The 25,069-nt window shown below is 74.7% G+C and carries 20 protein-coding genes; 14 read left to right on the top strand and 6 right to left on the bottom strand.

The annotated features are described in order from the left end of the window. Window positions 1-7: 7 nt before the first annotated feature. Window positions 8-1,435: a cation:dicarboxylate symporter family transporter gene (locus ACIOHG_RS01215; RefSeq protein ID WP_400943898.1), complete on the bottom strand. Its 1,428-nt coding sequence runs from the start codon at window positions 1,433-1,435 to the stop codon at window positions 8-10. 184 nt (window positions 1,436-1,619) lie between these two features. Here ACIOHG_RS01215 and ACIOHG_RS01210 point away from each other — a divergent pair, with 184 nt between their 5' ends. After that, the gene (locus tag ACIOHG_RS01210; RefSeq protein WP_400943895.1) at window positions 1,620-3,236 is read left to right on the top strand and encodes an ATP-binding protein; all 1,617 of its coding nucleotides are present in this window, start codon (window positions 1,620-1,622) and stop codon (window positions 3,234-3,236) included. Next, the gene (locus ACIOHG_RS01205) at window positions 3,233-3,913 is read left to right on the top strand and encodes a response regulator (protein ID WP_400943892.1); all 681 of its coding nucleotides are present in this window, start codon (window positions 3,233-3,235) and stop codon (window positions 3,911-3,913) included. The genes ACIOHG_RS01210 and ACIOHG_RS01205 overlap by 4 nt, the downstream gene beginning before the upstream one ends. A gap of 477 nt (window positions 3,914-4,390) precedes the next feature. On the opposite strand, the gene ACIOHG_RS01200 is transcribed toward ACIOHG_RS01205, so the two are convergent. Continuing rightward, entirely contained in the window at window positions 4,391-5,017 is a 627-nt protein-coding gene (locus tag ACIOHG_RS01200; RefSeq protein ID WP_400943889.1) for a class I SAM-dependent methyltransferase, read from the bottom strand. 168 nt (window positions 5,018-5,185) lie between these two features. Between ACIOHG_RS01200 and ACIOHG_RS01195 the strand changes: the two genes are divergently transcribed. Together ACIOHG_RS01195 and ACIOHG_RS01190 are read left to right on the top strand one after the other, a co-directional pair. Further along, on the top strand, window positions 5,186-6,559 hold the full coding sequence (locus ACIOHG_RS01195) for a diaminobutyrate--2-oxoglutarate transaminase family protein (RefSeq protein WP_400943886.1): 1,374 nt from the start codon (window positions 5,186-5,188) through the stop codon (window positions 6,557-6,559). A gap of 149 nt (window positions 6,560-6,708) precedes the next feature. Next, the gene (locus ACIOHG_RS01190; RefSeq protein ID WP_400943883.1) at window positions 6,709-8,169 is read left to right on the top strand and encodes a pyridoxal phosphate-dependent decarboxylase family protein; all 1,461 of its coding nucleotides are present in this window, start codon (window positions 6,709-6,711) and stop codon (window positions 8,167-8,169) included. A 4-nt stretch (window positions 8,170-8,173) separates the two neighbouring features. On the opposite strand, the gene ACIOHG_RS01185 is transcribed toward ACIOHG_RS01190, so the two are convergent. From ACIOHG_RS01185 to ACIOHG_RS01175, 3 genes are all read right to left on the bottom strand, one after another. Next, the gene (locus tag ACIOHG_RS01185; RefSeq protein ID WP_400943880.1) at window positions 8,174-8,890 is read right to left on the bottom strand and encodes a DUF5710 domain-containing protein; all 717 of its coding nucleotides are present in this window, start codon (window positions 8,888-8,890) and stop codon (window positions 8,174-8,176) included. Between the two features lie 8 nt (window positions 8,891-8,898). After that, window positions 8,899-9,699 (bottom strand): inositol monophosphatase family protein, encoded by an 801-nt coding sequence (locus tag ACIOHG_RS01180; protein ID WP_400944819.1) that lies wholly within the window; start codon window positions 9,697-9,699, stop codon window positions 8,899-8,901. A 570-nt stretch (window positions 9,700-10,269) separates the two neighbouring features. Continuing rightward, a complete protein-coding gene (locus ACIOHG_RS01175; RefSeq protein WP_400943877.1) occupies window positions 10,270-11,019 on the bottom strand; it encodes a MerR family transcriptional regulator in 750 nt (249 codons plus the stop codon). A gap of 237 nt (window positions 11,020-11,256) precedes the next feature. Between ACIOHG_RS01175 and ACIOHG_RS01170 the strand changes: the two genes are divergently transcribed. The 8 genes from ACIOHG_RS01170 (at window position 11,257) to ACIOHG_RS01135 (ending at window position 20,463) form a co-directional block, all read left to right on the top strand. Beyond that, on the top strand, window positions 11,257-12,804 hold the full coding sequence (locus ACIOHG_RS01170; protein WP_400943874.1) for a flavin-containing monooxygenase: 1,548 nt from the start codon (window positions 11,257-11,259) through the stop codon (window positions 12,802-12,804). Next, window positions 12,801-13,838 carry an alpha/beta fold hydrolase gene (locus ACIOHG_RS01165; protein ID WP_400943871.1) on the top strand — a complete coding sequence of 346 codons (1,038 nt, stop codon included), beginning with the start codon at window positions 12,801-12,803 and terminating at the stop codon, window positions 13,836-13,838. The genes ACIOHG_RS01170 and ACIOHG_RS01165 overlap by 4 nt, the downstream gene beginning before the upstream one ends. Further along, window positions 13,835-14,725, top strand: coding sequence for an SDR family oxidoreductase (locus tag ACIOHG_RS01160; RefSeq protein WP_400943868.1), 891 nt, complete (start codon window positions 13,835-13,837; stop codon window positions 14,723-14,725). Before ACIOHG_RS01165 ends, ACIOHG_RS01160 begins: the two co-directional genes overlap by 4 nt. 516 nt (window positions 14,726-15,241) lie before the next feature. After that, window positions 15,242-17,863, top strand: coding sequence for a nitrate- and nitrite sensing domain-containing protein (locus ACIOHG_RS01155; RefSeq protein WP_400943865.1), 2,622 nt, complete (start codon window positions 15,242-15,244; stop codon window positions 17,861-17,863). After that, window positions 17,860-18,297, top strand: coding sequence for a roadblock/LC7 domain-containing protein (locus ACIOHG_RS01150; RefSeq protein WP_400943862.1), 438 nt, complete (start codon window positions 17,860-17,862; stop codon window positions 18,295-18,297). The genes ACIOHG_RS01155 and ACIOHG_RS01150 overlap by 4 nt, the downstream gene beginning before the upstream one ends. Before the next feature lie 53 nt (window positions 18,298-18,350). After that, window positions 18,351-18,707 carry a DUF742 domain-containing protein gene (locus ACIOHG_RS01145; RefSeq protein ID WP_400944817.1) on the top strand — a complete coding sequence of 119 codons (357 nt, stop codon included), beginning with the start codon at window positions 18,351-18,353 and terminating at the stop codon, window positions 18,705-18,707. Between the two features lies 1 nt (window position 18,708). Beyond that, window positions 18,709-19,272 carry a GTP-binding protein gene (locus tag ACIOHG_RS01140; RefSeq protein ID WP_400943859.1) on the top strand — a complete coding sequence of 188 codons (564 nt, stop codon included), beginning with the start codon at window positions 18,709-18,711 and terminating at the stop codon, window positions 19,270-19,272. 57 nt (window positions 19,273-19,329) lie between these two features. Then, on the top strand, window positions 19,330-20,463 hold the full coding sequence (locus tag ACIOHG_RS01135; RefSeq protein WP_400943856.1) for an FAD-dependent monooxygenase: 1,134 nt from the start codon (window positions 19,330-19,332) through the stop codon (window positions 20,461-20,463). Between the two features lie 61 nt (window positions 20,464-20,524). Here the strand turns inward: ACIOHG_RS01135 and ACIOHG_RS01130 are convergent, their stop codons facing one another. Then, window positions 20,525-22,585 carry a discoidin domain-containing protein gene (locus tag ACIOHG_RS01130; RefSeq protein WP_400943853.1) on the bottom strand — a complete coding sequence of 687 codons (2,061 nt, stop codon included), beginning with the start codon at window positions 22,583-22,585 and terminating at the stop codon, window positions 20,525-20,527. Between the two features lie 509 nt (window positions 22,586-23,094). Here ACIOHG_RS01130 and ACIOHG_RS01125 point away from each other — a divergent pair. Both ACIOHG_RS01125 and ACIOHG_RS01120 read left to right on the top strand, forming a co-directional pair. Next, window positions 23,095-23,868: an SDR family NAD(P)-dependent oxidoreductase gene (locus ACIOHG_RS01125; protein ID WP_400943850.1), complete on the top strand. Its 774-nt coding sequence runs from the start codon at window positions 23,095-23,097 to the stop codon at window positions 23,866-23,868. Window positions 23,869-24,120: 252 nt separating this feature from the next. After that, window positions 24,121-24,885, top strand: coding sequence for an IclR family transcriptional regulator (locus ACIOHG_RS01120; RefSeq protein WP_400943847.1), 765 nt, complete (start codon window positions 24,121-24,123; stop codon window positions 24,883-24,885). Window positions 24,886-25,069: the final 184 nt, after the last annotated feature.

The raw sequence follows: 25,069 nt of genomic DNA, 5'->3' as shown, positions 1-25,069 counted from the left end.
CGATGCGTCAGGCGGACTGCTGCGAGCGGTCGTCGGGCGTGCCCGCCTGCGCGGGCAGCCCGGCCGTCGCGCCGGCGGCGTTCTCGCTGGCGGCGTTCCCGTCGGCGGTGTTCTCGGCGGCGGCGTTCTCGTCGTAGGGGAGCGCGCCCGCCAGGACGGCGGTCATCCGCCCGCGGTCCAGCTCGCCCGTCCAGTGGCCGATCAGGACGGTCGCCACCGCGTTGCCCGCGAAGTTGGTGAGCGCCCGGGCCTCCGACATGAAGCGGTCGATGCCGACGATCAGGCCGACGCCGTCCACGAGTTCGGGCCGGTGCGACTGCAGGCCGCCGGCCAGGGTGGCCAGGCCCGCGCCGGTGACGCCCGCCGCGCCCTTGGAGGCGAGCACCATGAAGAGCAGCAGCGAGAGCTGCTCGCCCAGCGACATCGGCTTGTCCATCGCCTCGGAGACGAAGATCGAGGCCATGGTGAGGTAGATCGCGGTGCCGTCCAGGTTGAAGCTGTAGCCCGTCGGCACGGTGATGCCGACCACCGGGCGGCTCACCCCCAGGTGCTCCATCTTGGCGATCAGGCGCGGCAGCGCGCTCTCCGAGGAGGAGGTCGACAGGATCAGCAGGAACTCCCGGCCCAGGTAGCGCAGCAGCGCGAACACGTTCACCCCGGCGGCCAGCCGCAGCAGCAGGCCGAGCACCACGACCACGAACAGCACGCAGGTGACGTAGAAGCCGATCATGATCACGGCGAGGCTCTTCAGGGCGGCCGTGCCGGTCGCCCCGACCACCGCCGCCATCGCGCCGAACGCGCCGACCGGCGCCACCCACATGATCATCGACATCACCTTGAACACCAGCTTCTGCAGGTGCTCCACCCCGCGCAGCACCGGCGCGCCCGCCGTGCCCATCGCCTGCAGCGCGAACCCGACCAGCAGCGCCACCAGCAGGGTCTGCAGCACCTGCCCCTGGGTCAGCGCCGACACCAGGGTGGTCGGGATCACGCCCAGCAGGAAGTCGGTGGTGGACTGCGCCGCGCCCGCCGCGGCCTGCGCGTGCCCCGACTTCGCCAGCGCCGCCGTCAGGTGCAGCCCGCTGCCCGGCTCCAGCAGGTTGCCGACCACCAGGCCGATGCCCAGCGCCACCGTCGAGGTCAGCAGGAAGTAGCCCAGCGCCAGCCCGCCGACCCGGCCGACCTTGGCCGCCTTGGTCACCGACCCGACGCCCAGCACGATCGTGCAGAAGATCACCGGGGAGATCATCATCTTGATCAGGTTGACGAAGCCGGTGCCGACCGGCTTCCACTCCACCGCGAACTTCGGGGCCACCAGGCCCACCACCACGCCCGCGACCACCGCGGCGATCACCGCCAGGTACAGGTAGTGGGTCCGGTCGGACCGGCCCGCTCCGGCTGTCCCGGTGGGCTTGACGTTCTCGGTCGGCTCCATGCGCGCGGCTCCTTCGCCGTATGCCCGCTCTGCTGGCGCCCCGGGGGAGGTGGGCGCCCGGCCCGTGGGTGGCGGGCCGCGGCCCGACTATCCGGCCCGCCGCGCCCCCGGTCACCGTTGCGGTCATAGCGTTCACGCACCCGCCCGTGCCCCGGACCGCCCGCCGCCGTGCACACTGGTCGGCATGCACCCGACCAGCAGCGCCCCGCCGCCCCGCCGCCGGCGCAGCCTGGCCGGCCGCCTGTTCGCCGTCCAGGTGGTGATCGTCGCCGCCGTGGTGGCCGGCGGCGCCGTCCTGGCCTACCTGTTCACCGCCCAGCGCGCCGAGGACGCCGCGCTCCGGCAGACCACCGCCGTCGCCCGCTCGCTCGCCGCCTCCCCCACCGTCCGCGAGGCCGCCACCGGACCGGACCCCACCGCCGTGCTCCAGCCCTACGCCGAACAGGTCCGGGCCGACACCGGCGTCGACTTCGTCACCGTGATGGACCCGAACGGCATCCGCTGGACCCACCCCGACCCCGCCCGGATCGGTCACCCCTTCCTCGGCCACATCGACCGGGCCCGGGCCGGCGCCGTCCAGCACGAGACCTACACCGGCACCCTCGGCCCCTCCGTCCGGGTGGTCGCCCCCGTCCTCGACGACCGCCACCGGGTGGTCGCCCTGGTCAGCGCCGGCATCACCGTCGACAACATCACCGCCCGGCTGCGCACCCCGCTGCTCGCCCTGATCGGCGTCGCCGCCCTCGCGCTCGCCCTCGGCGCCACCGCCAGCTACCTGCTCGCCGCCCGGCTGCGCCGCCACACCCACGGCATGGACGCCGGGGAGCTGTCCCACCTGTACGAGTACCACCAGGCGACGCTGCACTCCGTCCGGGAGGGCCTGCTGCTGCTCGACCGCGCGCACCGGGTGGTGCTGTGCAACGACGCCGCCCGGGAACTCCTCCGACTCGCCTCCGATCCGGACGGATCGACGGTGCGTCAGCTCGGCCTGCCGGACTCGCTGCGGGACGCGCTGGAGTCCGCCGACCCGGTCCGCGACGAGGTGCACCTGACCGCCGAACGGGTCGTGCTGCTCAACACCTCCCCGATCGGACCCGGCCTCGGCACCGTGGTCACCCTCCGCGACCACACCGAACTCCAGGGGCTCACCGGTGAGTTGGACACCGTCCGGGGCATCGCCGCCGCCCTCGACGCGCAGGCCCACGAAGCCGCGAACCGGCTGCACGCCGTGGTCTCGCTGATCGAACTCGGCCGCCACCGCGAGGCCGTGGAGTTCGCCACCGCCGAACTCGCCCTCGCCCAGCGCCTCACCGACCAGGTCGTCGGCGCCGTCGGCGAACCCGTCCTCGCCGCGCTGCTGCTCGGCAAGGCCGCGCAGGCCGCCGAACGCGGCATCGAACTCGAACTCACCGAGGACAGCCGGATCGACGACGGCGTCCTCCCCGACCGGCTCGCCCCGCGCGACCTGGTCACCCTGCTCGGCAACCTGATCGACAACGCGATGGACGCCGCCGTCGAGAACGCCGCCCGGGCCGCCCCCGCCGTCCGGGTCACCGCCCGCACCGAGGACGGCGACCTGCTGCTCCGGGTCGCCGACACCGGCCCCGGCATCGACCCCGCCGCCGCCGAAGAGGTCTTCCGGCGCGGCTGGACCACCAAGCAGCACGGCCGCGGCCTCGGCCTCGCCCTGGTCGCCCAGACCGCCCGCCGCAACGGCGGCGACGTCCGGATCGCCCACCGGGACGGCGCCGAACTCACCGTCCGGCTCCCGCTCCGGCGCCCGGCGGGGGAGGCCCGGTGATCCGCGTCCTGGTGGTCGAGGACGACCCCGTGGTCGCCGACGCCCACGCCCGCTACGTCGACCGCACCCCCGGCTTCACCGCCGTCGCCGTCGCGCACTCCCGCGCCGAGGCGATCCGCGCCCTCGACGCGCACGCCCCCGTCGACCTGATCCTGCTCGACCTGCACCTCCCCGACGGCCACGGCCTCCAACTCTGCGCCGCGCTCCGCACCGCCGGGCACACCGCGGACGTCATCGCCGTCACCTCCGCCCGCGACCTCGCCGTCGTCCGGCAGGCCGTCACCGCGGGCGTCGTCCAGTACCTGCTCAAGCCGTTCGGCGCCGCCGCCCTCGGGGACCGCCTCCGGCAGTACGCCCGCTACCGGGACAGCCTCGGCCGCGACGGCGAGGCCCTCGGCCAGGACGAGGTCGACCGCGCCCTCGCCCTGCTCCGCGTCCCCACCCGCACCAGCCTCCCCAAGGGCCTCAGCCCCGCCACCCTCGACACCCTCGCCACCGCCCTCCGCGAAGCCCCGGACGGCCTCTCCGCCACCACCGCCGCGACCGCCACCGGCGTCTCCCGCATCACCGCCCGCCGCTACCTCGAACACCTCGTCACCACCGGCCAGGCCACCCGCGAGCCCCGCTACGGCCAGGTCGGCCGCCCCGAACTCGGCTACCGCTGGCGGGAGGATTAGCGCCCTGCGGGCGGCTGGGGTGCGGGGAGTTGGAATTGCGAGCCCCGCTGCGGCCAGGTCGGCTGCCGGGAGCTGGGCTGCCGCTGGCGGGAGGGTTGACGCCCTGCGGGTGGCCGGGGTGTGGGGAGTTGGGGTTGCGAGCCTCGCTGCGGTTGGGTCGGCTGCCGGGAGCTGGGCTGCCGCTGGCGGGAGGGTTGACGCTCTGCGGGTGGCTGGGGTGCGGGGGAGTTGGGGGCTGCGCAGCCCGCGAACCCCGCTGCGGTCGGGGCGGGTAGCGCCCTGCGGGCGGTTCGGAGGTGGGGAGTTGATGGCCGCGCCACCCGCGGGCACCTGCCTGCGGCCGGGTCGACTGCCCGGGGCTGGGCTACCGCTGGCGGAACGAACGCCCTGTGGGCGGCATTCGGCCGGGGCGGTCGCCCGGGGCTGGCGGGGGCCTGCGCCATCGGTAGGCCCTCGCTGTTGTTGGCGGGGTGGGGGTCAGGGGGTGCGGGTGGCGAGGGAGAGGTAGCGGGTGGGCTCGTCGGTGTAGGAGAGGGGGGTCCAGCCGGTGGTGCGGAGGAGGGGGTGGAGGTGGGCGCGGGCGCGGAGGTCGTCGGGGGTGAGGGGGTGGCCCTTGCGGGCGGCGAGGGCGGCGCGGCCGAGGGGGTGGAAGAGGGCCAGGCGGCCGCCCGGGCGGGTGACGCGGGCGAGTTCGCGGAGGCCGGCGGTGGGGTCGGGGAGGTGGGAGATCAGGCCGGCGCCGAAGACCAGGTCGGCGACGGCGTCCGGGAGCGGGAGGCGGGTGCAGTCGGCCCGGACGAGGAACGCCTCGGCGCGGTGCGCGGTGGCCCGGTCGAGCATCTCGGGGGTCAGGTCGACGCCGAGGACGGTTCCGGTCGGGCCGACCGCGGCACGCAGCAGGGGGAGGGCGCGGCCGGTGCCGCAGCCCGCGTCCAGGACGAACTGACCGGTGGTCAGGCCGGTGTCGGCGATCGCGGCCGCGTAGCGCGGACTGTCGTCCGGGTACTTGCTGTCCCAGTCGGCCGCGCGCCGTGCGAAGAAGGCGCGGGTCTCGGCGAGTTCGCGGGCGTGCGCGGCGCGCGCGCCGGGGTGCGGAATGTCCATGGGCGGCAGGGTACTTCGGGCCCGGCCCGTGACCGGCCGGGGCCGGGCTCGTTGGGACGGAGGGGGCGGGGACTCACTCGGAAGGGTGATCAAAGCGCCTAGTGGCGGGCCCGCCGAACCCTCGGCAGTAAAGTTAGGCTTACCTAACTGCCCCAAGGGAGCTCCGCTGTGACCCTCACCGTCGGCACCTCCGCCGTCCCGGCCGGCGACGCGATCCTGCGCCGCCAGCGCATCCGCGAGTCGGCCGCCCGCACCTACGCCCGGTCGTTCCCGATCGTCCCGGTGCGCGCGAACGGCATGACCGTGGAGGGCGCCGACGGCCGCCGCTACCTCGACTGCCTCTCCGGCGCGGGCACCCTCGCCCTCGGCCACAACCACCCGGTGGTGCTGGAGGCGATCCGCCGCACCCTCGACAGCGGCGCCCCGCTGCACCTGCTCGACCTCGCCACCGCCGAGAAGGACGACTTCACCACCGCCCTGTTCGAGAGCCTGCCGGAGAAGTTCGCCGCCAGGGCCAGGGTGCACTTCTGCGGCCCGGCCGGGACGGACGCTGTCGAGGCCGCCCTCAAACTGATGCAGACCGCCACCGGCCGCCGCGGCGCCCTCGCCTTCACCGGCGCCTACCACGGCATGACCGCCGGCGCGCTGGCCGTCACCGGCAACACCGCCGCCAAGGCCCCGCTGCCCAGTGGCGGCGAGGTCACTCGGCTCCCGTACCCGTACGCCTACCGCTGCCCGTTCGGCGTCGGCGGCGAACGCGGCGCCCAGCTCGCCGCCGCGTACACCGAGCGCCTGCTCGACGATCCGTCGGGGGGCGTGCTGCCGCCCGCCGCGATGATTCTGGAGGCCGTGCAGGGCGAGGGTGGGGTCGTCCCCGCGCCCGACGGCTGGCTGCGCGAGATGCGCCGGATCACCGCCGAACGCGGCATCCCGCTGATCCTGGACGAGGTGCAGACCGGCGTCGGCCGCACCGGCCGGATGTGGGCCGTCGAGCACAGCGGCGTCGAGCCGGACGCGATGGTGCTCTCCAAGGCGATCGGCGGCAGCCTCCCGCTCGCCGTCGTGGTCTACCGCGAGGAGTACGACGGCTGGCGGCCCGGCGCGCACACCGGCACCTTCCGCGGCAACACCCTCGCCATGGCGGCCGGCGCCGCGACCCTCCGGTACGTCGCCGCGAACGGGCTGGTCGCCCGCGCCGAGACCGTCGGCGCCCGGATCGCCGCCCGCCTCGACGGCGCCCGCGACCGCCTCCCGGTGATCGGCGACGTCCGCGGCCGCGGCCTGATGCTCGGCGTCGAACTCGTCGACCCCGCCGGGGAGTCCGACAGTTGCGGCGCCCGCCCCGCCGACCCCGCCCTCGCCGTCCGGGTCCGCGAAGCCTGCCTCGCCCGCGGCCTGATCGTCGAACTCGGCGGCCGCCACGACGCGGTGCTGCGCCTGCTCCCGCCGCTCACCATCACCGACGAGCAGGCCGAGGCGGTGCTCGAACGACTCTGCGACGCCATCGAGTTCGCCATGCGCCGACCGAGGGACGGCAAGTGACGAACGGCGGGGGGAGCGACGGCCGCACGGCGGCGGCAGCAGCAGCGGATCGAGGAGAACTCCGTAGGGACGGAGGAGGCGACGGTGAAGAGTGGTCGGGGGGACGGCAAGTGACGGACGGCGGGGGAAGAGGCGGTCGCGCGGCGGAAGTGACGGCGTCCCGCAAGGTCGACGGGGCCGAGCTGTCCGGCGGGGTCGGTGGGGCGGCGGCGTTGCGTCCGTTGCTGGGGGAGGTGCTGGCGGCGCTGGAGGACGGGGCCGTGCGGCGGGGCGGGCCGATCGTGCCGGGGGAGCCCGGAGCGGTGGCGGCGGCCGTCCGGGAGGCGCTGGGGCGGGCCCAAGGGGCGGACGCGCTGCGGGAGTTGGTGGCGGCGCTGGCGTACGGCGCGGCGGACCCGGCCGATCCGGGCTGTGCGGCGCACCTGCACTGCCCGCCGTTGGCCGTCGCCGTCGCGGCGGACCTCGCGGTCAGCGCCCTCAACCCCTCGCAGGACTCCTGGGACCAGGCCCCGGCCGCCACCGCCCTGGAGACCGAACTGCTCGCCGAACTCGCCGAGTCGGTGGGATTCCCGCCGGGGCGGGCGGCCGGTGTGCTCACCACCGGCGGCACCGAGTCGAACCTGATGGGGCTGATGCTGGCCCGCGACCAACGCCTTGGCCCGGACGTCGAGTTGAACGGGCTGCCGCGCGGGCTGCGGCCCCGCATCCTGGCCTCGGAGGTCGCGCACTTCTCGGTGCAGCGCGCCGCCGCCCTGCTCGGTCTCGGCGAACGCTCCGTGCGGCCCGTCCCGGTCGACCGCGAACTCCGGATGGACGCCGCCGCGTTGGCCGACGCCTTCGCCGAGGCCGGCTGGGAGGGTGCCACCCCCGTCGCGGTGGTCGCCACCGCCGGGACGACCGACACCGGCGCGATCGACCCGCTCCCGGAGATCGCCGATCTGGCGGCCCGGCACGGCACTTGGCTGCACGTCGACGCGGCGTACGGCGGCGGCGCCCTGTTCTCCGACTGGCTGGCCCCGCTGCTGGCCGGGATCGACCGGGCCGACTCCGTCTCGCTCGACTGGCACAAGCTCGGCTGGCAGCCCGCCGCCGCCGGGGTCTTCCTGGTCCGCGAGGCCCGGACGTACGCCTCGCTGGCCCGCCGCGCCGTCTACCTCAACCCGGCCGACGACGAGGAGGCCGGCTACCCGAGCCTGCTCGGCCAGTCGCTGCGCACCACCCGCCGCCCCGACGCCTTCAAACTCGCCGTCACGCTGCGGACCTTGGGCCGGGACGGACTCGGCGCGCTGGTCGACCGCTGCCACGAACTCGCCCGGCATGCGGCCGAACTCGTTCGGGAGATTCCCGAGTTGGAGCTGCACTGCGAACCGGTGCTGACCACCGTGGTGTTCCGCTACGCGGTCGCCGACCCGCAGCGCAGCGACCGGGTCAACGCCGAACTCCGCCGCCGCCTGCTGCGCTCCGGCCGGGCCGTGGTCGGCCGCACCGAACTCCCCGGCAGCGGCCCCGGCCGGGTCCGCCTCAAACTGACCCTGCTCAACCCGCACACCACCGAAGGGGAGTTGGCCGCCCTGCTCGCCGAGGTCGTGCGCACCGGGTCGAACGGCTGAGGCGCTACCGCGCCGTCCCGGGGTCCTGCGCGCGCAGGGTCTCCCGGGCGATGTCGGCCCGCGCGTCCGCGTCCGGCGGCGGGGCCAGGGTGATGCCGGCCTCGGTGAGCATGCCGAGGTCGAGCGTCCAGGTGATCCGGGACCGGGCCTGCCAGCGGTCGAAGGCCCGGACGATGTGCCGGTCGGCCTCGGCGGGCGTCATGCCGGTCACCTCGACCAGGTGGGCCCGGGCCTGCGGCGCGAGGCCCCGGACCTGGGCGAACCCGAAGTGGGTGGCGGTGTGGCAGTCGGTGCACAGGCAGATCAGCCGCTTCAGGGTCTGCACCCGGCGGCCCTCGTCGTAGGCCCACCGCTCGTGGGCCTCCAGCCGGCGCCCGGCCTCGCGGTCCTGGCCGGCCCCGCAGACCTCGCAACGGTTCCCGGCCCGCCCGTAGATCATCCGGCGCAGGCGGTCCCAGTCCTTCGGGGCGACACAGGACCGCACGTTGGTGAACCAGCAACTGCTGGGCACCAGGTCGACGAACAGCCCGCTGCCGAGCGAACGGTCCTCGCCCGGCAGCAGCTCGGGGACGTCCGCCCCGGCGACCCACCGCTCCAGACCGGCCAGGCCCGGCCGGGGCGCGTACCAGCGGCGGGCCGCCGGGTCCCACCGGGCCCCGGCCGCCTTGGCCGCGTCCTTCTCCGCGAACGGAACGTCCAGCCAGATCCGTCGGACCGCCATGCCGGCCCCTAGATTCCGGCCAGCAGCAGCTCGCGGAGGGTGTCCCACTGCTCGGGGTCGGAGGCGACCAGCAGGCCGTGCGCGTCGCCCAGCGGGTCGGGGCGGTACGGGGCGCCGTCGAACCGGGCGCTGCGGCCGCCGGCCTCGGTGACCAGCAGCGAGCCCGGGGCGTGGTCCCAGGGCAGGGTGCGCCAGTAGAGCAGGAAGTCGTGGGAGCCCCCGGCGACCAGGGGGTACTCGATGCCGGCCGCGCCCCGACCGGGCTCGACGGGGCCGAGCGCGGCCGCGTTGGCGAGCAGGCGGTCGGCCTGCGGGCGGGGCAGGTAACGGGTCTTCAGGATGCCGGTCCACTGCTCGGGCCGGTCGGCGGCCCGGGCGAGGGTGAGGCGTTCGCCGTCGCGCCAGGCGCCCGCACCGCGTTCGGCGGTGTACGCGATGCGGGTGACGGGCTGCCAGATCCAGGAGGCGACGGTCTCGCCGTGGCGCACCAACGAGGCCATCACCGCGTACGCGGGGTGCCCGGCGACGAAGTTCTTGGTGCCGTCGACGGGGTCGACCAGCCAGGCGGCGGGCTCGTCGCGCAGGGCCAGCGCGAGAGCGGGGTCCGCGGCGACGGCCTCCTCACCGACGACCGGGACGGGGAGGAGTTCGCGCAGACGGCGGGTGATGATCCGCTCGGCCTCCCGGTCGGCGACGGTGACCACCTCGCCGGGGGCCTTCTCCATCACCTCGCCCTCGGCCAGCGCCCGGAACCTGGGCTCGACCACCTCGGCCGAGGCCTCCACGAGGATCTCGGTGACCTTCTCCATCAACACGCCCGCGCTCCCTTCACCGCCCCCACTCTCCCACGCCGACCCGAAACCCACGGTGCCCAGGTGGCGGGTGGGGCGAGGCGGCTGGGCCGAAGGGTGCAGCTGCGCAAGGAGGGGGAGGGGCAGGACGACCCGAAACCCACGGTGCCCAGGTGGGACGCGGGGCGAGGCGGCTGGGCCGAAGGGCGCGGCAGGGCAAGGAGGGTAGGGGGGAGGACGACCCGAAACCCACGGTGCCCAGGTGGGACGCGGGGCGAGGCGGCTGGGCCGAAGGGCGCGGCAGCGCAAGGAGGGGGAGGGGCAGGACGACCCGAAACCCACGGTGCCCAGGTGGGACGCGGGGCGAGGCGGCTGGGCCGAAGGGCGCGGCAGGGCAAGGAGGGTAGGGGGGAGGACGACCCGAAACGCACGGTGCCCAGGTGGCGGGTGGGGTGGGGCAGCTGGGCCGAAGGGTGCAGCAGAGCCAGGAGGGCAGGGGAGGAGGACGACCCGAAACGCACGGTGCCCAGGTGGGACGGAGCGGTGCGGCCGAAGGGCGCAGCGGCGCGGGGGAGCCCGCCGCAGGCGTCATTCGGCGGAGAGCCGGTCGTACTCCGCGCGGGCGCGGCGGTCCATGGCGAGGGCGAACTGGGCGTCGTTGACGGTGCGGGCGAGCGGGCGGACGCGGTGGAGCTGTTCGGTGAGGCGGGCGGCCTCGGCGGGGGTGAGGTCGTGGACGTGGGTGAGCGCGCCGAGCAGGTGGTCGCGGATCAGGGCGACGAAGATGTCGGCCATCGCGTCGGCGTACTCGCGGGCGCGCCGGCTGACGTCGAGGACGGCGGCCAGCGGGACGCCCTCGTCGACCAGCGCGGTGGTGGCGTCCATCAGGCGGCGGCTGATGTGGGTGATGCCGTCGGGTTCGACGGTGATGAAGCCCTGGGCGATGGACTCGGCGGTGTTGGCCTCGGTGAGCTGGTCGCCGAACGCGGCGCGCAGTTCGTCCCAGTCGAGGTGGACGGGCGTCTCGTCGGACCAGGGGGCGACCAGCGCGGCCTGCAGGCCGATGAGTTCGGCGACGTCGCGGCCGTCCTCGCCGGCGCCGATCAGTTCGGCGATGCCGCCCAGGGCGTGTCCGCGGTCCAGGAGTTCGGCGATCAGCCGGAGCCGGGCCAGGTGCTCCTCGCCGTACCAGGCGATCCGGCCCTCCTTGCGGGGCGGCGGGAGCAGGCGGCGCTCGCGGTAGAAGCGGACGGTGCGCACGCTGATGCCCGCCGCCTCGGCGAGTTCGGCGACGCGGTACTCGCGCGGGGGTGGGCTGTCGTTCTCGATCTCCGCCACGCCGGTCAGCATAGGCCCGGCCGGGCGGGGCGGAAAACGACCGGGAGCGCACCGGGGAACGGGCCGGGGAACGAACGGGGGAACGGAGCGGGACGTGACGGGGACACTGTCGAACCGGCCCGTTCCGCGCTATTCCACTCGGTGTCAACAAGAGCTACGCTGCCGAACGTGCCAGTGATTACTGGCAGCTTCAGGGAGCCCGCCGCCCGCACCCCCACCTTCGCCAGGAGGCCGCCCATGGCACCCCGCACCAAGCAGCCCCCCGCTCCGGACGCCGCCCCGCAGCCCGTCCCGCACGTGCGGGTCGCCGTCGTCGGCTCCGGCTTCGGCGGCCTCGGCGCCGGCGTCCGGCTGCGCCGGGCCGGCATCACCGACTTCGTGATCCTGGAGCGCGCGGACTCCGTCGGCGGCACCTGGCGCGACAACTCGTACCCGGGCTGCGCCTGCGACGTGCCCTCGCACCTGTACTCCTTCTCCTTCGCGCCCAACCCCGAGTGGCCCCGGGTGTTCTCCGGCCAGCCCGACATCCGGGCCTACCTGGAGCGGGTCACCGACACCTTCGGGCTCCGTCCGCACCTGCGGTTCGGCGCCGAGGTCACCGAACTGCGCTGGGAGGAGGAGCACACCCGCTGGCGGGTCACCACCCGGGTCGGCAGCTGGACCGCCGACGCCGTGGTCTCCGCCGCCGGGCCGCTCGCCGACCCGCAGATCCCCGACCTGCCCGGCCTGGCGTCCTTCCCCGGCAAGGTGTTCCACTCCTCGCGCTGGGACCACGACTACGACCTGAAGGGCAAGCGGGTCGCGGTGGTCGGCACCGGCGCCTCCGCCGCCCAGATCATCCCGGCGATCCAGCCCGAGGTCGGCCGCCTGACGGTCTTCCAGCGCACCCCCGCCTGGGTCCTGCCGCGCGCCGACCGCGAGGTCACCGGCGCCGAGAAGTGGCTGCACAGCAAGCTCCCGCCGAGCGGACTGCTGCGCCGCTCCGCGCTGTTCGTGATCCGCGAGCTCCAGGTCGACGCGTTCGTCCGCCGCCCGCAACTGCTCAAGGTGGTCCAGCAGGTCGCGCTGGGGCACCTGCGCCGGGCCGTCGCCGACCCGGCGCTGCGCGCCAAGCTGACCCCGGACTACCGGATCGGCTGCAAGCGCATCCTGCTCAGCAACACCTACTACCCGGCGCTCGCCGCCCCCAACACCGAGGTGGTCGCGGGCGGCCTGCGCGAGCTGCGCGGCTCCACCCTGGTCGGCGCGGACGGCAGCGAGCACGAGGTCGACGCGATCGTGTTCGGCACCGGCTTCCACGTCACCGACCTGCCGATCGCCGAGCGGGTGTTCGGCGTCGGCGGCCAGCGGCTCGCCGAGGCGTGGAAGGACGGCATGGAGGCGCTGCGCGGCTCCACCGTGCGCGGCTTCCCCAACCTGTTCTTCCTGATCGGCCCGAACACCGGCCTCGGCAACAACTCGATGATCCTGATGATCGAGTCCCAGCTGAACTACCTGATCGACGCGCTCACCACGCTGGACTCGATCGGCGCCACCGCGATGCAGCCCACCGAGCGGGCCCAGCGCCAGTGGAACCTGGAGCTCCAGCACAGGATGGGCCGCACCGTGTGGACCACCGGCGGCTGCCGCAGCTGGTACCTGGACGAGGAGGGCAAGAACACCGTGCTGTGGCCCGCCTCCACCAGCGCGTTCCGGCGCGCCACCCGGCACGTCGACCTGACCGAGTACGAGCTGATCAAGCGCGCCGCCCCGAAGGCGCTCGACACCGAGGCGGTGCCCGCGTGAACCCCCGCATCCCCCGTGACTTCGTGCTGCCCGACCCGGCGGCCGTGCACACCGTCCGCTCCGCCGACGGCGCCGAACTGAACGTCGAGGAGTACGGTCCGGACGGCGCCCCGCTGATCGTGCTCGCGCACGGCTGGACCTGCGCCACCGCGTTCTGGGCGCCGGTGGTGAACCGGCTGGTCGCCGACTTCCGGGTGGTCGCCTACGACCAGCGCGGCCACGGCCGCAGCCCCGCCCCGGCCGGCCCCGCCGGGTACTCCACCGCCAAACTTGCCGAGGACCTGGAGGCGGTGCTGACCGCGACCGTCCCCGCCGGGCGGCGCGCCGTGGTCGCCGGGCACAGCATGGGCGGCATGACCATCATGGCGGCCGGCGGGCGCCCCGCGGTGGCGGCCAGGACGGCCGCGAACGTGCTGGTCAACACCGGTCCGAGCGCCCTGCTGGACGAACTGATGGTGCTGCCGCCCGCCGTCCGCGGCCCGCGCCGCTTCCTGCACCGGCAGATCCTGCGCTCCCGGCTGCCGCTCGGCCCGGTCAACGGGATCTCCCGGGCCGTGCTGAAGTACGCCACCATGGGCCCGGCCACGCCCGCCGACCGGGTCGAGGGCTGCGCGCAGATCGTGCACGCCTGCCCGAGCGGGGTGCGCTTCCACTGGGCCGGCGTGCTGGAGACCCTGGACGTGCACGCCGGGCTGGCCCGGCTGACCGCGCCGACCGCGGTGGTGGCCGGCAGCCACGACAAGCTGACGCCGCCGGTGCACGCCCGCCGGATCGCCGCCGAACTGCCCAACCCCTGCGGCCTGCTGGAGCTGGCCGGGGCCGGCCACATGAGCCCGGTCGAGCGGCCCGCCGACGTCGCCGGCGAGATCCGCCGGATCGCCGCGCTGGTCGCCGACCAACTGTCGGCACCCGCGCCCGAAGCCGCGCCCGGAGCCGTCGTGCCCGCCCCCGCCACTGTGCCCGGAGCCGCCGGGCCCGCCGAAACCGCCGTCCCCGAGTCCGTCCGGAACACCCCCGTCGAGGAGTCCGCATGACCCCGCCGCTGTCCTCGCAGGTCGTCGTCGTCACCGGGGCCGCCCGCGGCCTGGGCGCGCTGATGGCCCGCAAGCTGTCCGAGCGCGGCGCGAAGGTGGCGCTGGTCGGCCTGGAGCCCGCCGAGTTGAAGGCGGTCGCCGCGCAGTGCGGCGAGCACGCCTCCGCCTGGGAGGCCGACGTCACCGACCTGGACGCGATGACCGAGGTCGCGGCCCGGATCAAGGAGCGCTACGGCCGGATCGACACCGTGGTCGCCAACGCGGGCATCGCGCTCGGCGGCCCGATGCTGGACAGCGACCACCGGGCCTGGACCCGGGTGGTCGAGGTCAACCTGCTCGGCTCGGTGGTCACCGCCCGGGCGTTCCTGCCGCTGCTCGCGGAGAGCCGCGGCTACCTGCTGCAGATCGCCTCGCTGGCCGCGCTCACCCCGGCCCCGCTGATGTCCGCCTACTGCGCCTCCAAGGCGGGCGTGGAGTCCTTCGCGCACGCGCTCCGCGCCGAGGTCGCCCACCAGGGCGTCAAGGTCGGCGTCGGCTACCTGAGTTGGACCGACACCGACATGGTGCGCGGCGCCGACGAGGACCCGGTGCTGCGGCAGATGCGGGCCAAGCTGCCCTGGCCGGCGAACCGCACCTACCCGATCGGCCCGGCCGTGGACCGGCTGGTCGCGGGCATCGCCCGCCGCTCCGCGCACGTCTACGCCCAGGCCTGGCTGCGCGGCATGCAGTCGATCCGCGGGGTGCTGCCTGGCCTGATCGCCGTGGTCGGCGCGCGGGACGTGGCCAAGCTGGCGCCCGAGCTGAAGGCCACCGCCGCGACCCGGCTGCGCCCGGTCGGCGCGGGCGGCGCGGCCGACCTGAACGCGCGCTCCGGCAAGGGGGAGTGACGGCGGCGCGGAGCGCGCAGGGGGAGCCGGCCGCACCACGGCGGACGGACCGCAGGCCCGGGAGAGGGGCCTGCGGTCCGTCCGCCGTTCCCGTTCTCGGGGCCTCGGCGTTCCCGTCCTGCGGGCCCCGCCGTTCCCGTTCTCCACGGCCCCGCCGCCCGGGTGAACGGTCGTTCGTCGGCCATCGACCGTTCAGCGGCGGTTTCCGTGAAGTTCTGACAGGATCACCTCACTCGATGACAGCCGAGGCGCTAGACTCCGTGCGGCTCGGCCTGCGGCCTCGGCGGATGGCGCAGGGACGGGACTGACGGGATGCCGGAAGCGGACAGCTGTTTTTCGTGTCCTTATACCGTGTGACTAATATCAATCCGTCAGAGTCCTGTCAGATTCGACCAGTTACGAACGACTGGCGCCGTCTCCAAGGAGAATGCCCTGCGCACGCGCGCTTCTCGGCGGATCAGAGCGGGTCGGCTCTCGCTCCGCGCGACCCTGCTCGTCCTGGCGATCGTCCCGGGCGTGGCACTCGCCGCCCTCTGGGCCGTCACCAGTGGACAGCTCCTGCTGGACTTCCAGCGCCAGGCGGCCCAGGGCCTGCTCGCGCAGGTGGCCGGCCAGCCGTCCAACGTCGTGTACTACAACCTGCAGGAGGAGCGGCGCCTGAGCGCCGACGTCCTCGCCACCCACAGCGGGGTCACCGACGCGCTGCGCAGCCAGCGCGCCAAGACCGACCAGGCCATCCGGCAGTTCCAGAAGGCTTCCGACGTGGCCGCCGAGGACGCGCCCGCCGAGGTGCTCGACGCCGTCGGTGCGGCCCGCCAGGCGATCAACCAACTGCCCGCGCAGCGCGCCCTGGTGGACAGCGGCAGCGAGCCGCAGCAGGCCGCGGTGTACCGCTACTACACCGACCTGATCGCGGTCGACCTCAAGCTGTTCGCCTCGCTCAGCCACGCCGACAACGGCAAGCTGGCGACCATCTCCGCGCCGCTGGTCGACCTGTTCTGGGGCAAGGAGATGATCTCCCGCTCGGACGCCCTGCTGGCCCGCGGCTGGTCCGCCGGCAGCCTGAGCAGCGAGGACTACCAGCAGCTCCGGCAGGCTGTCGCCGAACAGGACTTCCAGTTCGACACCAAGGTCGTCCCGTACCTGCCCGCCGACCAGGCCGCCAAGTGGCAGCAGATCACCACCGGCCCGGCCTGGCAGGCCAAGCAGCGCGTCGAGCAGGACCTGCTCAAGCCCGCCGCCGCCGACCGCAACGGCCGGGTCGCGCTCGGCGTCGACCAGGCCACCTGGCGGCAGGCCATGGACGCGGTCGGCCCGCAGCTCGCCGACCTGCTCGAGTACCGCACCGCCTACGTGGTCGAGAACGGCAAGAGCAGCATCATCGCGCTCGCCGTCCGGCTGGTGCTGACCACCGTGATCGGCCTGATCGCCGTCGTCGTGGTCGCCATCACCTCCTGGCGGCTCACCCGCACCCTGCGCCGCCGGATCGGCCGGCTCCAGGAGCAGGCCGAGGACCTGGAGACCACGCTGCCCGCGGTCGTCGAGCGGCTCGGCAACGGCGAGCAGGTCGACCCGGACGAGCACGCCCGGGCCATCGCCCCCGACCCGTGGGGCCGCACCGGCGACGAACTCGCCAAGCTGGCCGAGGCGTTCAACCTGGCCCGGACCAGCGCCGTGCAGTCCGCGGTCGCCCAGGCCGAGCAGCACCGCGCCTACGAGCGGCTGCTGCAGCGGATCGCCCGCCGCACCCAGCTGCTGATCGGCCAGCAGCTCAAGAAGCTCGACGAGCTCGAACGCCGCCACGAGGACCCGGAGTTCCTGGAGGGCCTGTTCGACCTCGACCACCTCACCGCGCGCCTGCGCCGCTACGAGGAGAACCTGGTCATCCTGGCCGGCGGCACCCCGCACCGGCGCTGGCGCAAGCCCGTCCCGCTGCTGGACGTGATGCGCGCCGCCCAGGGCGAGGTGCAGGACTACCGACGGGTCGTCATCGACCTGGAGGGCGCCCCGTGGATCTCCGAGCGGGCCGTCGGCCCGGTCGCCCACGTGCTGGCCGAGCTGATCGAGAACGCGCTGTCCTTCTCCCGCCCGCCGAACCCGGTCGAGGTCCGGGCCGGCCGGGTCAGCCGGGGCGTGGCGATCGAGGTCGAGGACCGCGGCCTCGGCATGGAGGAGGAGCAGATCGACGCCGCCAACGCGATGATGGCCCGCCCGCCGCGCGCCGACGTGCTCGCCCGCGGCGACGACATCCGGCTCGGCTTCTACGTGGTCTCCCGGCTCGCCGAACAGCACGGCCTGCGGGTCGAGTTCCGGCAGTCCGCGTTCGGCGGCACCCGGGTCGTGGTGCTGGTCCCCGACGAGCTGATCGTCCCCGACCCCACCACCCGGCCCACCGTCGTCCCCGCGCAGCCCACCGGCGGCCTGCCGACCCGCAACCGCGGCCAGGCGCTGGCCGGCGTCACCGCCATCGGCACCGTCGCCGAGCCGGCGTTCGAGCCCGCGCTCGAACCGGCGCCCGCGCCGCGCGGCCTGCCGCCGGTCACCGAGGAGGTGCCGTACGTGCCGGTCGAGGACCCGTACACCGTCGGCGACCCGTACCCGCAGCACGACCCGCTGGGCGCGCCCTACGAGGAGCAGCGGGCGGCCGGGCACGAACAGCCGTTCCCCGACGCGGTGCTGCCGCTGCGGCCCGCGCCCGTCCCGTACGCGCTGCCCGCCGCGTACCACCCCGAGCCGGCGCCGGCCGAGCAGTGGCCCGCGCCCGTCCGACCCCCGGCCGACCCCGCGCCGTTCCCGACCGGGGCCTACCCGCCGCCCGCCGCCCTGCCCGCCGGTCCCGGCGGCGAACCCCCGCTGCCGCGCCGGGTCCGCCAGGCCAGCCTGGTCGACGAGCTGCGGATCGACCCCGCCGCGCCCAAGGCCGCCCCCGCGCCGCCCCGTTGGGACGAGAACCCGCTGTTCCGACCGGCCCCCCGACGGGCCGGAGCAGCGATCGGTGCGTTCCAGCGGCGCTCCCGCGAGGCGCGGACCGGCCCCGTCCCCCCGACCGCCGACACCACCGGCGGCCCCGAGGGAGGGAACGGCCCGGAGGACGGCTGGAGCAACCACCACATCCCGACGAGAGAAGATCGGTCATGACCCGCACTACCGCGACCCACCAGGACCTCGACTGGCTGCTGGACGGCCTGGTGGACTCGGTGGCCGGCACCAGGAACGCCGTCCTCCTCTCCGACGACGGCCTCGTGGTCAGCCACTCCCGCACCATCGACCGCTCCGACGCCGAGCGCCTGGCCGCCGTCGCCACCGGCCAGCAGAGCCTGGCCCGCGGCGTCGGCCAACTGTTCGCCGGCGGCCCGGTGCACCAGGTGATCGTCGAACTCGCCGACCTCTGGCTGTTCGTCATCGCCGCCGGCTCGGGCACCCACCTGGCCGTGGTCGCCTCGCAGGACGTCGACGCCGAGATCATGTCGCTGGCCATGCACAACCTGGTGCAGCAGGTCGGCCAGAAGCTCAGCACCCCGCAGCGCGGCGAGTTCGACGCGTTCGGGGCCCGCAGCGGGCAGCGCGCGTGAACGCGCTCTCCTGGGACGACGACGAGCACGAGGACGACGACGGCGCCGACAGCATGGTGCGGCCGTACACGATCACCCGCGGCCGCACCGCGCCCGAGCGCGACGACTTCACCCTGATCACCCTGCTCACCAGCGTGCCCGGGCCGGTCGACGCGTACGGCGCGCCGGTCCGGCCCGCCCGGCTGCAGCCCGAGCACCGGCTGATCATCGACCGCTGCCGGACCCCCGCCGCGGTGGCCGAGGTCGCCGCCGACCTCGACCTGCCGGTCTCGGTCACCAAGATCCTGCTCGGCGACCTCGTCGCGCAGGGCCTCCTGACGGCCCGGGCCCCGATCTCGGTGGCCCGCGCCGCGGGCGGCGCCGACCGCGGCCTGCTGGCCGCCGTACGTGAGGGCCTGAGGAGGCTTTGAGATGACCACCACCCAGGCCGGCGCCGCCGCGGTCAAGATCCTGATCGCCGGCGGCTTCGGCGTCGGCAAGACCACCCTGGTCGGCGCGGTCAGCGAGGTCGCCCCGCTGCGCACCGAGGAGTACCTGACCACCGCCAGCGTCGGCGTCGACGACCTGTCCGGCATCGACCGGAAGACCACCACCACGGTCGCCCTGGACTTCGGCCGGATCACCGTCAGCCCCGAGCTGGTGGTGTACCTGTTCGGCACGCCCGGCCAGGAGCGGTTCTGGTTCATGTGGAACGACCTGGTCAACGGGGCGCTCGGCGGCGTGGTCATCGCCGACACCCGCCGGCTGGAGACCAGCTTCGCCTCGATCGACTTCTTCGAGAGCCGGGGCATCCCGTTCGTGGTGGCGATCAACTGCTTCCACGGCGTCAACACCCGCACCGACGCCGAGATCCGGGCCGCCCTCGACCTCGACCCGCACGTGCCGATGCTGGTCGGCGACGTCCGCGAGCGGCCGTTCGGCCGGGACGCCCTGCTGGCCCTGGTCGACCACCTGATGGCGCTGCCCGTCGGCTGACCGCCTCCCCCAGGGCCGCCTCCCCGGCGCGGCCTTCCCGAACCCACGGAGAGACCCATGGCAACACCCCTTCGCGTCCTCGTCCACGGCGGCGGCATCGGCGGCCTCAGCCTCGCCGTCGCGCTGGCCCGGCGCGGCCACACCGTCGAGGTCGCCGAACTCCGCGAGCAGCTCGACGCGCTCGGCGTCGGCATCATCCAGCCCTCCAACGCGCTGCACGTGATGCGCGAACTCGGCCTGCTGGACGAGTGCCTGGCGGTCGGCTTCGAATGGGAGGTGCTGACCATCTGCGACCCGGTCGGCAACCCCCTGGCGAAGATCCCGCAGCCCCGGATGGACGGGGCCCCCGCCAACAACGGCATACCGCGCCCCGCGCTGGCCGAGGTGCTGGGCCGGGCCGCCGCCGAGGCCGGCGCGACCGTCCGGTTCGGCACCACCATCACCGAACTCGCCGACGACGGCGCGGGCGTGGACGTCACCCTGTCCGACGGCTCGACCGGCCGCTGGGACCTGGTGGTCGGCTTCGACGGCATCGGCTCGCCGCTGCGCACCCGCCTGTACGGCGACCGCTACCGCCCCGAGTACACCGGCTTCGCCAACTGGCGGGTCACCGTGCCCCGGCAGGCCGAGGTGCAGGGCGTGGTGATGAGCACCGGCAACCAGGCCGCCAAGGCGCTGCTCACCCCGATCACCGGTGAACTGATGTACCTGGGCGCGGTGTTCGCCGAGGCCGAGGACTTCCGCCCGGACCCGGAGCGGGCCCACGAGCAGCTGGCGGAGCGGCTGTCCGGCTTTGCCGGCCCGGTCGCCGAGGCGCTGACCCAGGTCACGGACCCGGCCGCCGTGGTGTACTCGCGGATCTCCCAGGTCACCGTCGAGGAGCCCTGGCACGTCGGCCGGGTGGTGCTGGCCGGCGACGCCGCGCACGCCTCCACCCCGCACCTGGCGCAGGGCGCCGCGATGGCCGTCGAGGACGCCCTGGTGCTGGCCCAGGAGCTGGACGCCGCCGCGGACGTCCCGGCCGCGCTGGCCGCCTGGGAGGCCCGCCGCCGCCCGCGCGCGATGTTCGTCCAGGGGATGTCCCGGGCGATCCTCAAGCAGGAGACCGGCACGGCGACCACCCCCGAAGAGGACGAGCTGCTGAAGATCGGCATCCCGGGCGCCGCCCACGCGATGGTCAAGCCGTACTGACGCACCGTCAACAACGCTGCGGGGCCGGGGAGTTCCTCCCCGGCCCCGCAGTGTGCTCCGGTCAGGCGCCGTGCACCGACACCTCGTTCAGCGAGTACCCCCACTGGGTGGCCCGCTGCACGCCGTGGAAGCGCACCCAGCGGGCCGAGGTCGGGGCGAACGCGGCGGTGTCCAGCCCGCCGTCCCCGGCCGAAGTCGACCACGCGGTCCGCCAGTTGACGCCGTCCGTGGACACCTCGATCCGGTACGACCGGGCGTAGGCCCGCTCCCAGTCCAGCGTCACCCGGTCCACCACCCGGGCGGCGCCCAGGTCGACGGCGAACCACTGGTCGTCGCTCCAGTCGCTGGCCCAGCGGGTGCCCCGGTCGCCGTCCACCGCCCGGCCCGGCTGGTACGAGGTGAACGGGTTCCACTCCGCGGAGCTCGCCGAGGCGGCCGCCCCCGTCGCCAACTCCCTTCCCGCGTCGTGCACTTCGGTGGCCCGCCAGGTGGTCAGGTAGGACTGCGCGCCCTTCAGCAGGTCGTCCACCACGCCCTGCCCGCCGGACAGCCGGATCTGCTCGATCCAGTCCGGCAGCAGCCCGGCGTGCGCCAGGCCGTCGGTGTTGACGTCCCAGGTCCGGCTGCCGGTCACCTGCCGGTCCAGCACCGAGCCGCCGTCCGCCGAACGGAACGGGTACGTCACGGAGTTGGGCGCACCGGTGCCGACCGGGCCCGGCCAGCCGCCGACGCCGTTCAGGTCGCTGCCGTAGCCGTAGCCCACGCCGTACCGGTCGCGCAGCGCCTTGGTGCGGTTCGCCTCGGCCACGAAGGCGTTCGCGTCGTGCGGGTACTGGGCCGCGAACCCGCCCAGCCTGTACAGGCGTTCGGTCCAGTTCAGGTCCATCCAGCTGTGGCTGGACAGCACGCCCGGGTAGCCCTTCGACTCCAGCTGCTCGAAGGCGCTCTTCGCCGCCTTCACGCTCATGTGGTCGACCTCCAGCATCATGTGGCGCTTCATCATGCCGTCGATCGCGTACGCGCCCAGGTCGGTCAGCCCGCGGGTGTTGCACTGCGCGGCCGCCGAGTACGTCGGCAGGCTCACCCCGGCCGGCAGCATGGCCTGGGCCTGCGCGGTGGGCAGCCCGATCGGGTTGTCGTGCTGCGGCCCGGCGCACTGCTCGGTGGTCCAGAAGGTGCCGGTGGACAGGAACTGCCCGGCGTTCACCGCGACGCCCGTGGTGCCCTCGTCGAAGCGCACCCCGCACAGCGCGTTGTCGAACTTGTGGCACAGGAACATGCTGCGGACCCCGAGCCCGTACAGCTCGTCCAGGCCGCGGTCGATCGCCGCCCGGTCGCACTGCGGCACGTCCAGGATCATCTTGCAGCCGAACGGCTCCGAGGTCTCCACCCCGAGCACCACCGCCAGCTTGCCCTGCGCGACCACGTCCCGGGCCTGCCCGGAGTCGGTGACGATCCGGAACCAGCCCTTGCCCGGCCCGCCGTACATGGCGTCGACGTAGCTCTGCAGCTCGTACGACTTGCGGGCCTCGGTGCGGATCGCGTCCATCTCGTCGCAGCCGCGGTCCTTGTACGGGTAGATCGAGCAGAGCAGCCCGTTGGTGACCAGGTCGTTCACCAGCACCCGCTCGCCGCCGCGCCAGGCCCGCTCCACCCAGGCGTAGTAGTCCTGCTGGTGGGAGAGCGAGTCGTGGGCCGGCCAGTCCTTGAAGGTCGGCCAGCCGACCGGGTCGTGGTGCCCGTCGGCGCCGCCGGTGACGTTCTCGAACAGCGCCAGCGAGCCGTCCGGGTAGTGCTCCGGGCAGTCCTTGAGCGCGTCCGCGACGCCCTGCGGGGAGAACGCGGAGCCGCAGATCACCCGGCCGCCGAAGCCCTCGGCGGACATCAGGTGGTTGTGCGCGTCGACGAAGCCGCGGACGGTGCCGTCCGGGTTCGTGCCGCGGAACGGCTCGCCCGTCACGTCGATCCGCGAGTCGGGCACGGGCCGCCCGGTGGGGTTCCACCAGCCGTCCGCCGCCCGGGCGTTCGGGGCCGGCACGGCGCCGGCGGCGAGGGCGGCCGCGAGCAGCAGCAGCGGCAGCAGGCGGGCGAGGACGTTCCTGGCGCGATCGGTTCCGGACATGGATCACCTCTCGGCTCGGGGAGGCGGCGGTGGGGGAGCGCCGCACCCGGCACGGCCGGTGCGCGGTTCCCCCGAGAATCCCGAGCTGTCGACACGCCGTCAAGGCATCCGACCGGATTTACTGACCGGTCAGTAGGCGGCGGGCGGTGACGAGGTGTCGACGAGTCGTCAGCGTCCGTGCGCCGGAAGCGCGTCGGGCCCGCCCCCGTGGGGAGGGGCGGGCCCGGACTCGGCGGAGGCGGCGCCGGCGCCGTCAGTGCCGACGGGGGCGGGGACGGGCCGGCGGCGCGACTTCTATCCAGCGCGGGTGCGGCTGAACGGTCATCAGTTCTCCTGAGGGGTGTACGGGCACCGCGTGGGACGGCGGCGCTGCCCGCACCGTAGGGTGATCCGACGAACGCCGCGGCGGGGGCGCGCCGTCCGCCCCGCCCGGGTCGCCCGAAGGGGCCACACGTCCGTCGGCCGGTCGGTCGATGCGCGGCCGCCCCGCGGCCCGATACGGTCGCCCCATGACGACAGCCCTCATCACCGGAGCCACCGCCGGCATCGGCGCCGCCTTCGCCGACCGCCTCGCCCGCGACGGCCGCGACCTCGTGCTGGTCGCCCGCAACGCCGAGCGCCTGGCCGAGGCCGCCGCCCGGCTCACCGCCCGCTACGGCGTCGGCGTCGAGACCCTCACCGCCGACCTCGCCACCGAGGCCGGCATCGAGGCCGTCGAGCACCGCCTGCGGGACGACGACCACCCGGTCGACCTGCTGGTCAACAACGCCGGCTTCGGCCACCGCGGCGCCTACCTCGACGTCCCCGTCCAGGACGAACTGGACATGCTCAAGGTGCACGTCGAGGCGGTGCTGCGGCTCACCACCGCCGCCGTCCCCAGCATGCGCGAGCGCGGCTTCGGCGGCATCGTCAACGTCGCCTCGGTGGCCGCCTTCGTGCCGCGCGGCACCTACGGCGCCACCAAGGCCTGGGTGGTCAACTTCACCCTCGGCATCGCCCGGGACCTCGCAGGCAGCGGCGTCCGGCTGCAGGCGCTCTGCCCCGGCTTCACCCGCACCGAGTTCCACGAGCGGGCCGGCATGGGCACCTCCTCCATCCCCTCCTGGGGCTGGCTCGCCGCGGACCGGGTGGTCGACGACTCGCTCGCCGACCTCGCCCGCAACCGCCCGCTCTGCGTCCCCGGCAAGCGCTACAAGGCGGCCGTCGCGGCGGCCCGGCTGCTCCCGGTCGGCGGCCTCGGCCGACTCTCCACCACGGCGGGCCGCGACTACCGCAAGCCCTAGGGCCTGCCTTCGAACCTCCGCCTGCCCCACGGCCCCCGGCACGCCCTCTCGCCGCACCGGCCGAAAACCCGAGTACACCCAGTACGAGGGCTTCCGGCCGGCACGCCGAGAGCACGCACCGGACACCGCGGGGCCGCGCCGGAGGTTCGAAGGCAGGCCCTGGCACCGCCCCGCCGTCGCGGGCGCGTGTGGCAGAGTGGTGGCGTCAATATCACGGTCGACAATATCGACCACCAGTTGCGGAGGTTGCCGATGCCCGGCCCGATCCAGTCGCTCTCCCGGGCGGCGGCGATCCTGCGGCTGCTGGCGGGCGGGGAGCGCCGCCTGGGCCTGACGGAGGTGGCGGCCTCGCTGGGCCTGGCCAAGGGCACCGCGCACGGCATCCTGCGCACCCTCCAGCAGGAGGGCTTCGTCGAGCAGGACCCGGAGAGCGGCAAGTACCAGCTGGGCGCCGAACTGCTCCGGCTCGGCCAGAGCTACCTGGACGTGCACGAGCTGCGGGCCCGCGCCCTGGTCTGGGCGGACGACCTGGCCCGGGCCGCCGGCGAGACGGTCTACCTGGGGGTGCTGCACCAGCGGGGCGTGCTGATCGTGCACCACGTCTTCCGCCCCGACGACACCCGGCAGGTGCTGGAGGTCGGCTCGATGCAGCCGCTGCACAGCACCGCGCTCGGCAAGGTGCTGCTGGCCTACGACCCGGTGGCCCGCGGCGAGCTGGGCGACGGCCCGTTCGAGGCCTACACCAACCGCACCCTGACCACCGGCGCCGACATCGACGCCGAGGGCGAGCTGGTGCGCGAGCGCGGCTGGGCCGACTCGATCGAGGAGACCTGGGAGGGCGTGGCCTCGATCGGCGCGCTGATCCAGGACCGGCGGCGCAACCCGGTCGGCGCGGTGTGCGTGTCCGGCGCGGTCGAGACGGTCTGCCAGGACGGCTTCCCCAAGCCCTCGCTGGTGGCCTCGGTGCGCAGCGCCGCCCGGGCGATCTCCCGGGACCTGGGGGCCGGCCGCTTCTGAGCCGCCGCACCACCTCCCTCCTTCCGTGCCGGGGCACGGGCGGGCGACTCCTTCGCCCCCCGTGCCCCGGCTTTTCGCGTTCCCCGCGCCGTTCGGTGAGTCACAGCTGCGTAACCCCGCCTTGACGCGGGTGATGCCGGAGGGAGAAGCTTCCGCATGTCGGTCGGCATTGTCGAACACCGGA

The organism is Kitasatospora sp. NPDC088134 (genome assembly GCF_044741705.1).
In the GTDB taxonomy this organism is placed as follows: domain Bacteria; phylum Actinomycetota; class Actinomycetes; order Streptomycetales; family Streptomycetaceae; genus Kitasatospora.
This window is presented reverse-complemented; position numbering and strand designations above follow the sequence as displayed.

Excerpts from the sequence above, each read along its gene's own strand:
- ACIOHG_RS01215 (WP_400943898.1), bottom strand. The coding sequence starts at position 1,435 with ATGGAGCCGACCGAGAACGTCAAGCCCACCGGGACAGCCGGAGCGGGC.
- ACIOHG_RS01210 (WP_400943895.1), top strand. The coding sequence starts at position 1,620 with ATGCACCCGACCAGCAGCGCCCCGCCGCCCCGCCGCCGGCGCAGCCTG.
- ACIOHG_RS01200 (WP_400943889.1), bottom strand. The coding sequence starts at position 5,017 with ATGGACATTCCGCACCCCGGCGCGCGCGCCGCGCACGCCCGCGAACTC.
- ACIOHG_RS01185 (WP_400943880.1), bottom strand. The coding sequence starts at position 8,890 with ATGGCGGTCCGACGGATCTGGCTGGACGTTCCGTTCGCGGAGAAGGAC.
- ACIOHG_RS01180 (WP_400944819.1), bottom strand. The coding sequence starts at position 9,699 with ATGGAGAAGGTCACCGAGATCCTCGTGGAGGCCTCGGCCGAGGTGGTC.
- ACIOHG_RS01170 (WP_400943874.1), top strand. The coding sequence starts at position 11,257 with ATGGCACCCCGCACCAAGCAGCCCCCCGCTCCGGACGCCGCCCCGCAG.
- ACIOHG_RS01160 (WP_400943868.1), top strand. The coding sequence starts at position 13,835 with ATGACCCCGCCGCTGTCCTCGCAGGTCGTCGTCGTCACCGGGGCCGCC.
- ACIOHG_RS01150 (WP_400943862.1), top strand. The coding sequence starts at position 17,860 with ATGACCCGCACTACCGCGACCCACCAGGACCTCGACTGGCTGCTGGAC.
- ACIOHG_RS01145 (WP_400944817.1), top strand. The coding sequence starts at position 18,351 with ATGGTGCGGCCGTACACGATCACCCGCGGCCGCACCGCGCCCGAGCGC.
- ACIOHG_RS01140 (WP_400943859.1), top strand. The coding sequence starts at position 18,709 with ATGACCACCACCCAGGCCGGCGCCGCCGCGGTCAAGATCCTGATCGCC.
- ACIOHG_RS01135 (WP_400943856.1), top strand. The coding sequence starts at position 19,330 with ATGGCAACACCCCTTCGCGTCCTCGTCCACGGCGGCGGCATCGGCGGC.
- ACIOHG_RS01130 (WP_400943853.1), bottom strand. The coding sequence starts at position 22,585 with ATGTCCGGAACCGATCGCGCCAGGAACGTCCTCGCCCGCCTGCTGCCG.
- ACIOHG_RS01125 (WP_400943850.1), top strand. The coding sequence starts at position 23,095 with ATGACGACAGCCCTCATCACCGGAGCCACCGCCGGCATCGGCGCCGCC.
- ACIOHG_RS01120 (WP_400943847.1), top strand. The coding sequence starts at position 24,121 with ATGCCCGGCCCGATCCAGTCGCTCTCCCGGGCGGCGGCGATCCTGCGG.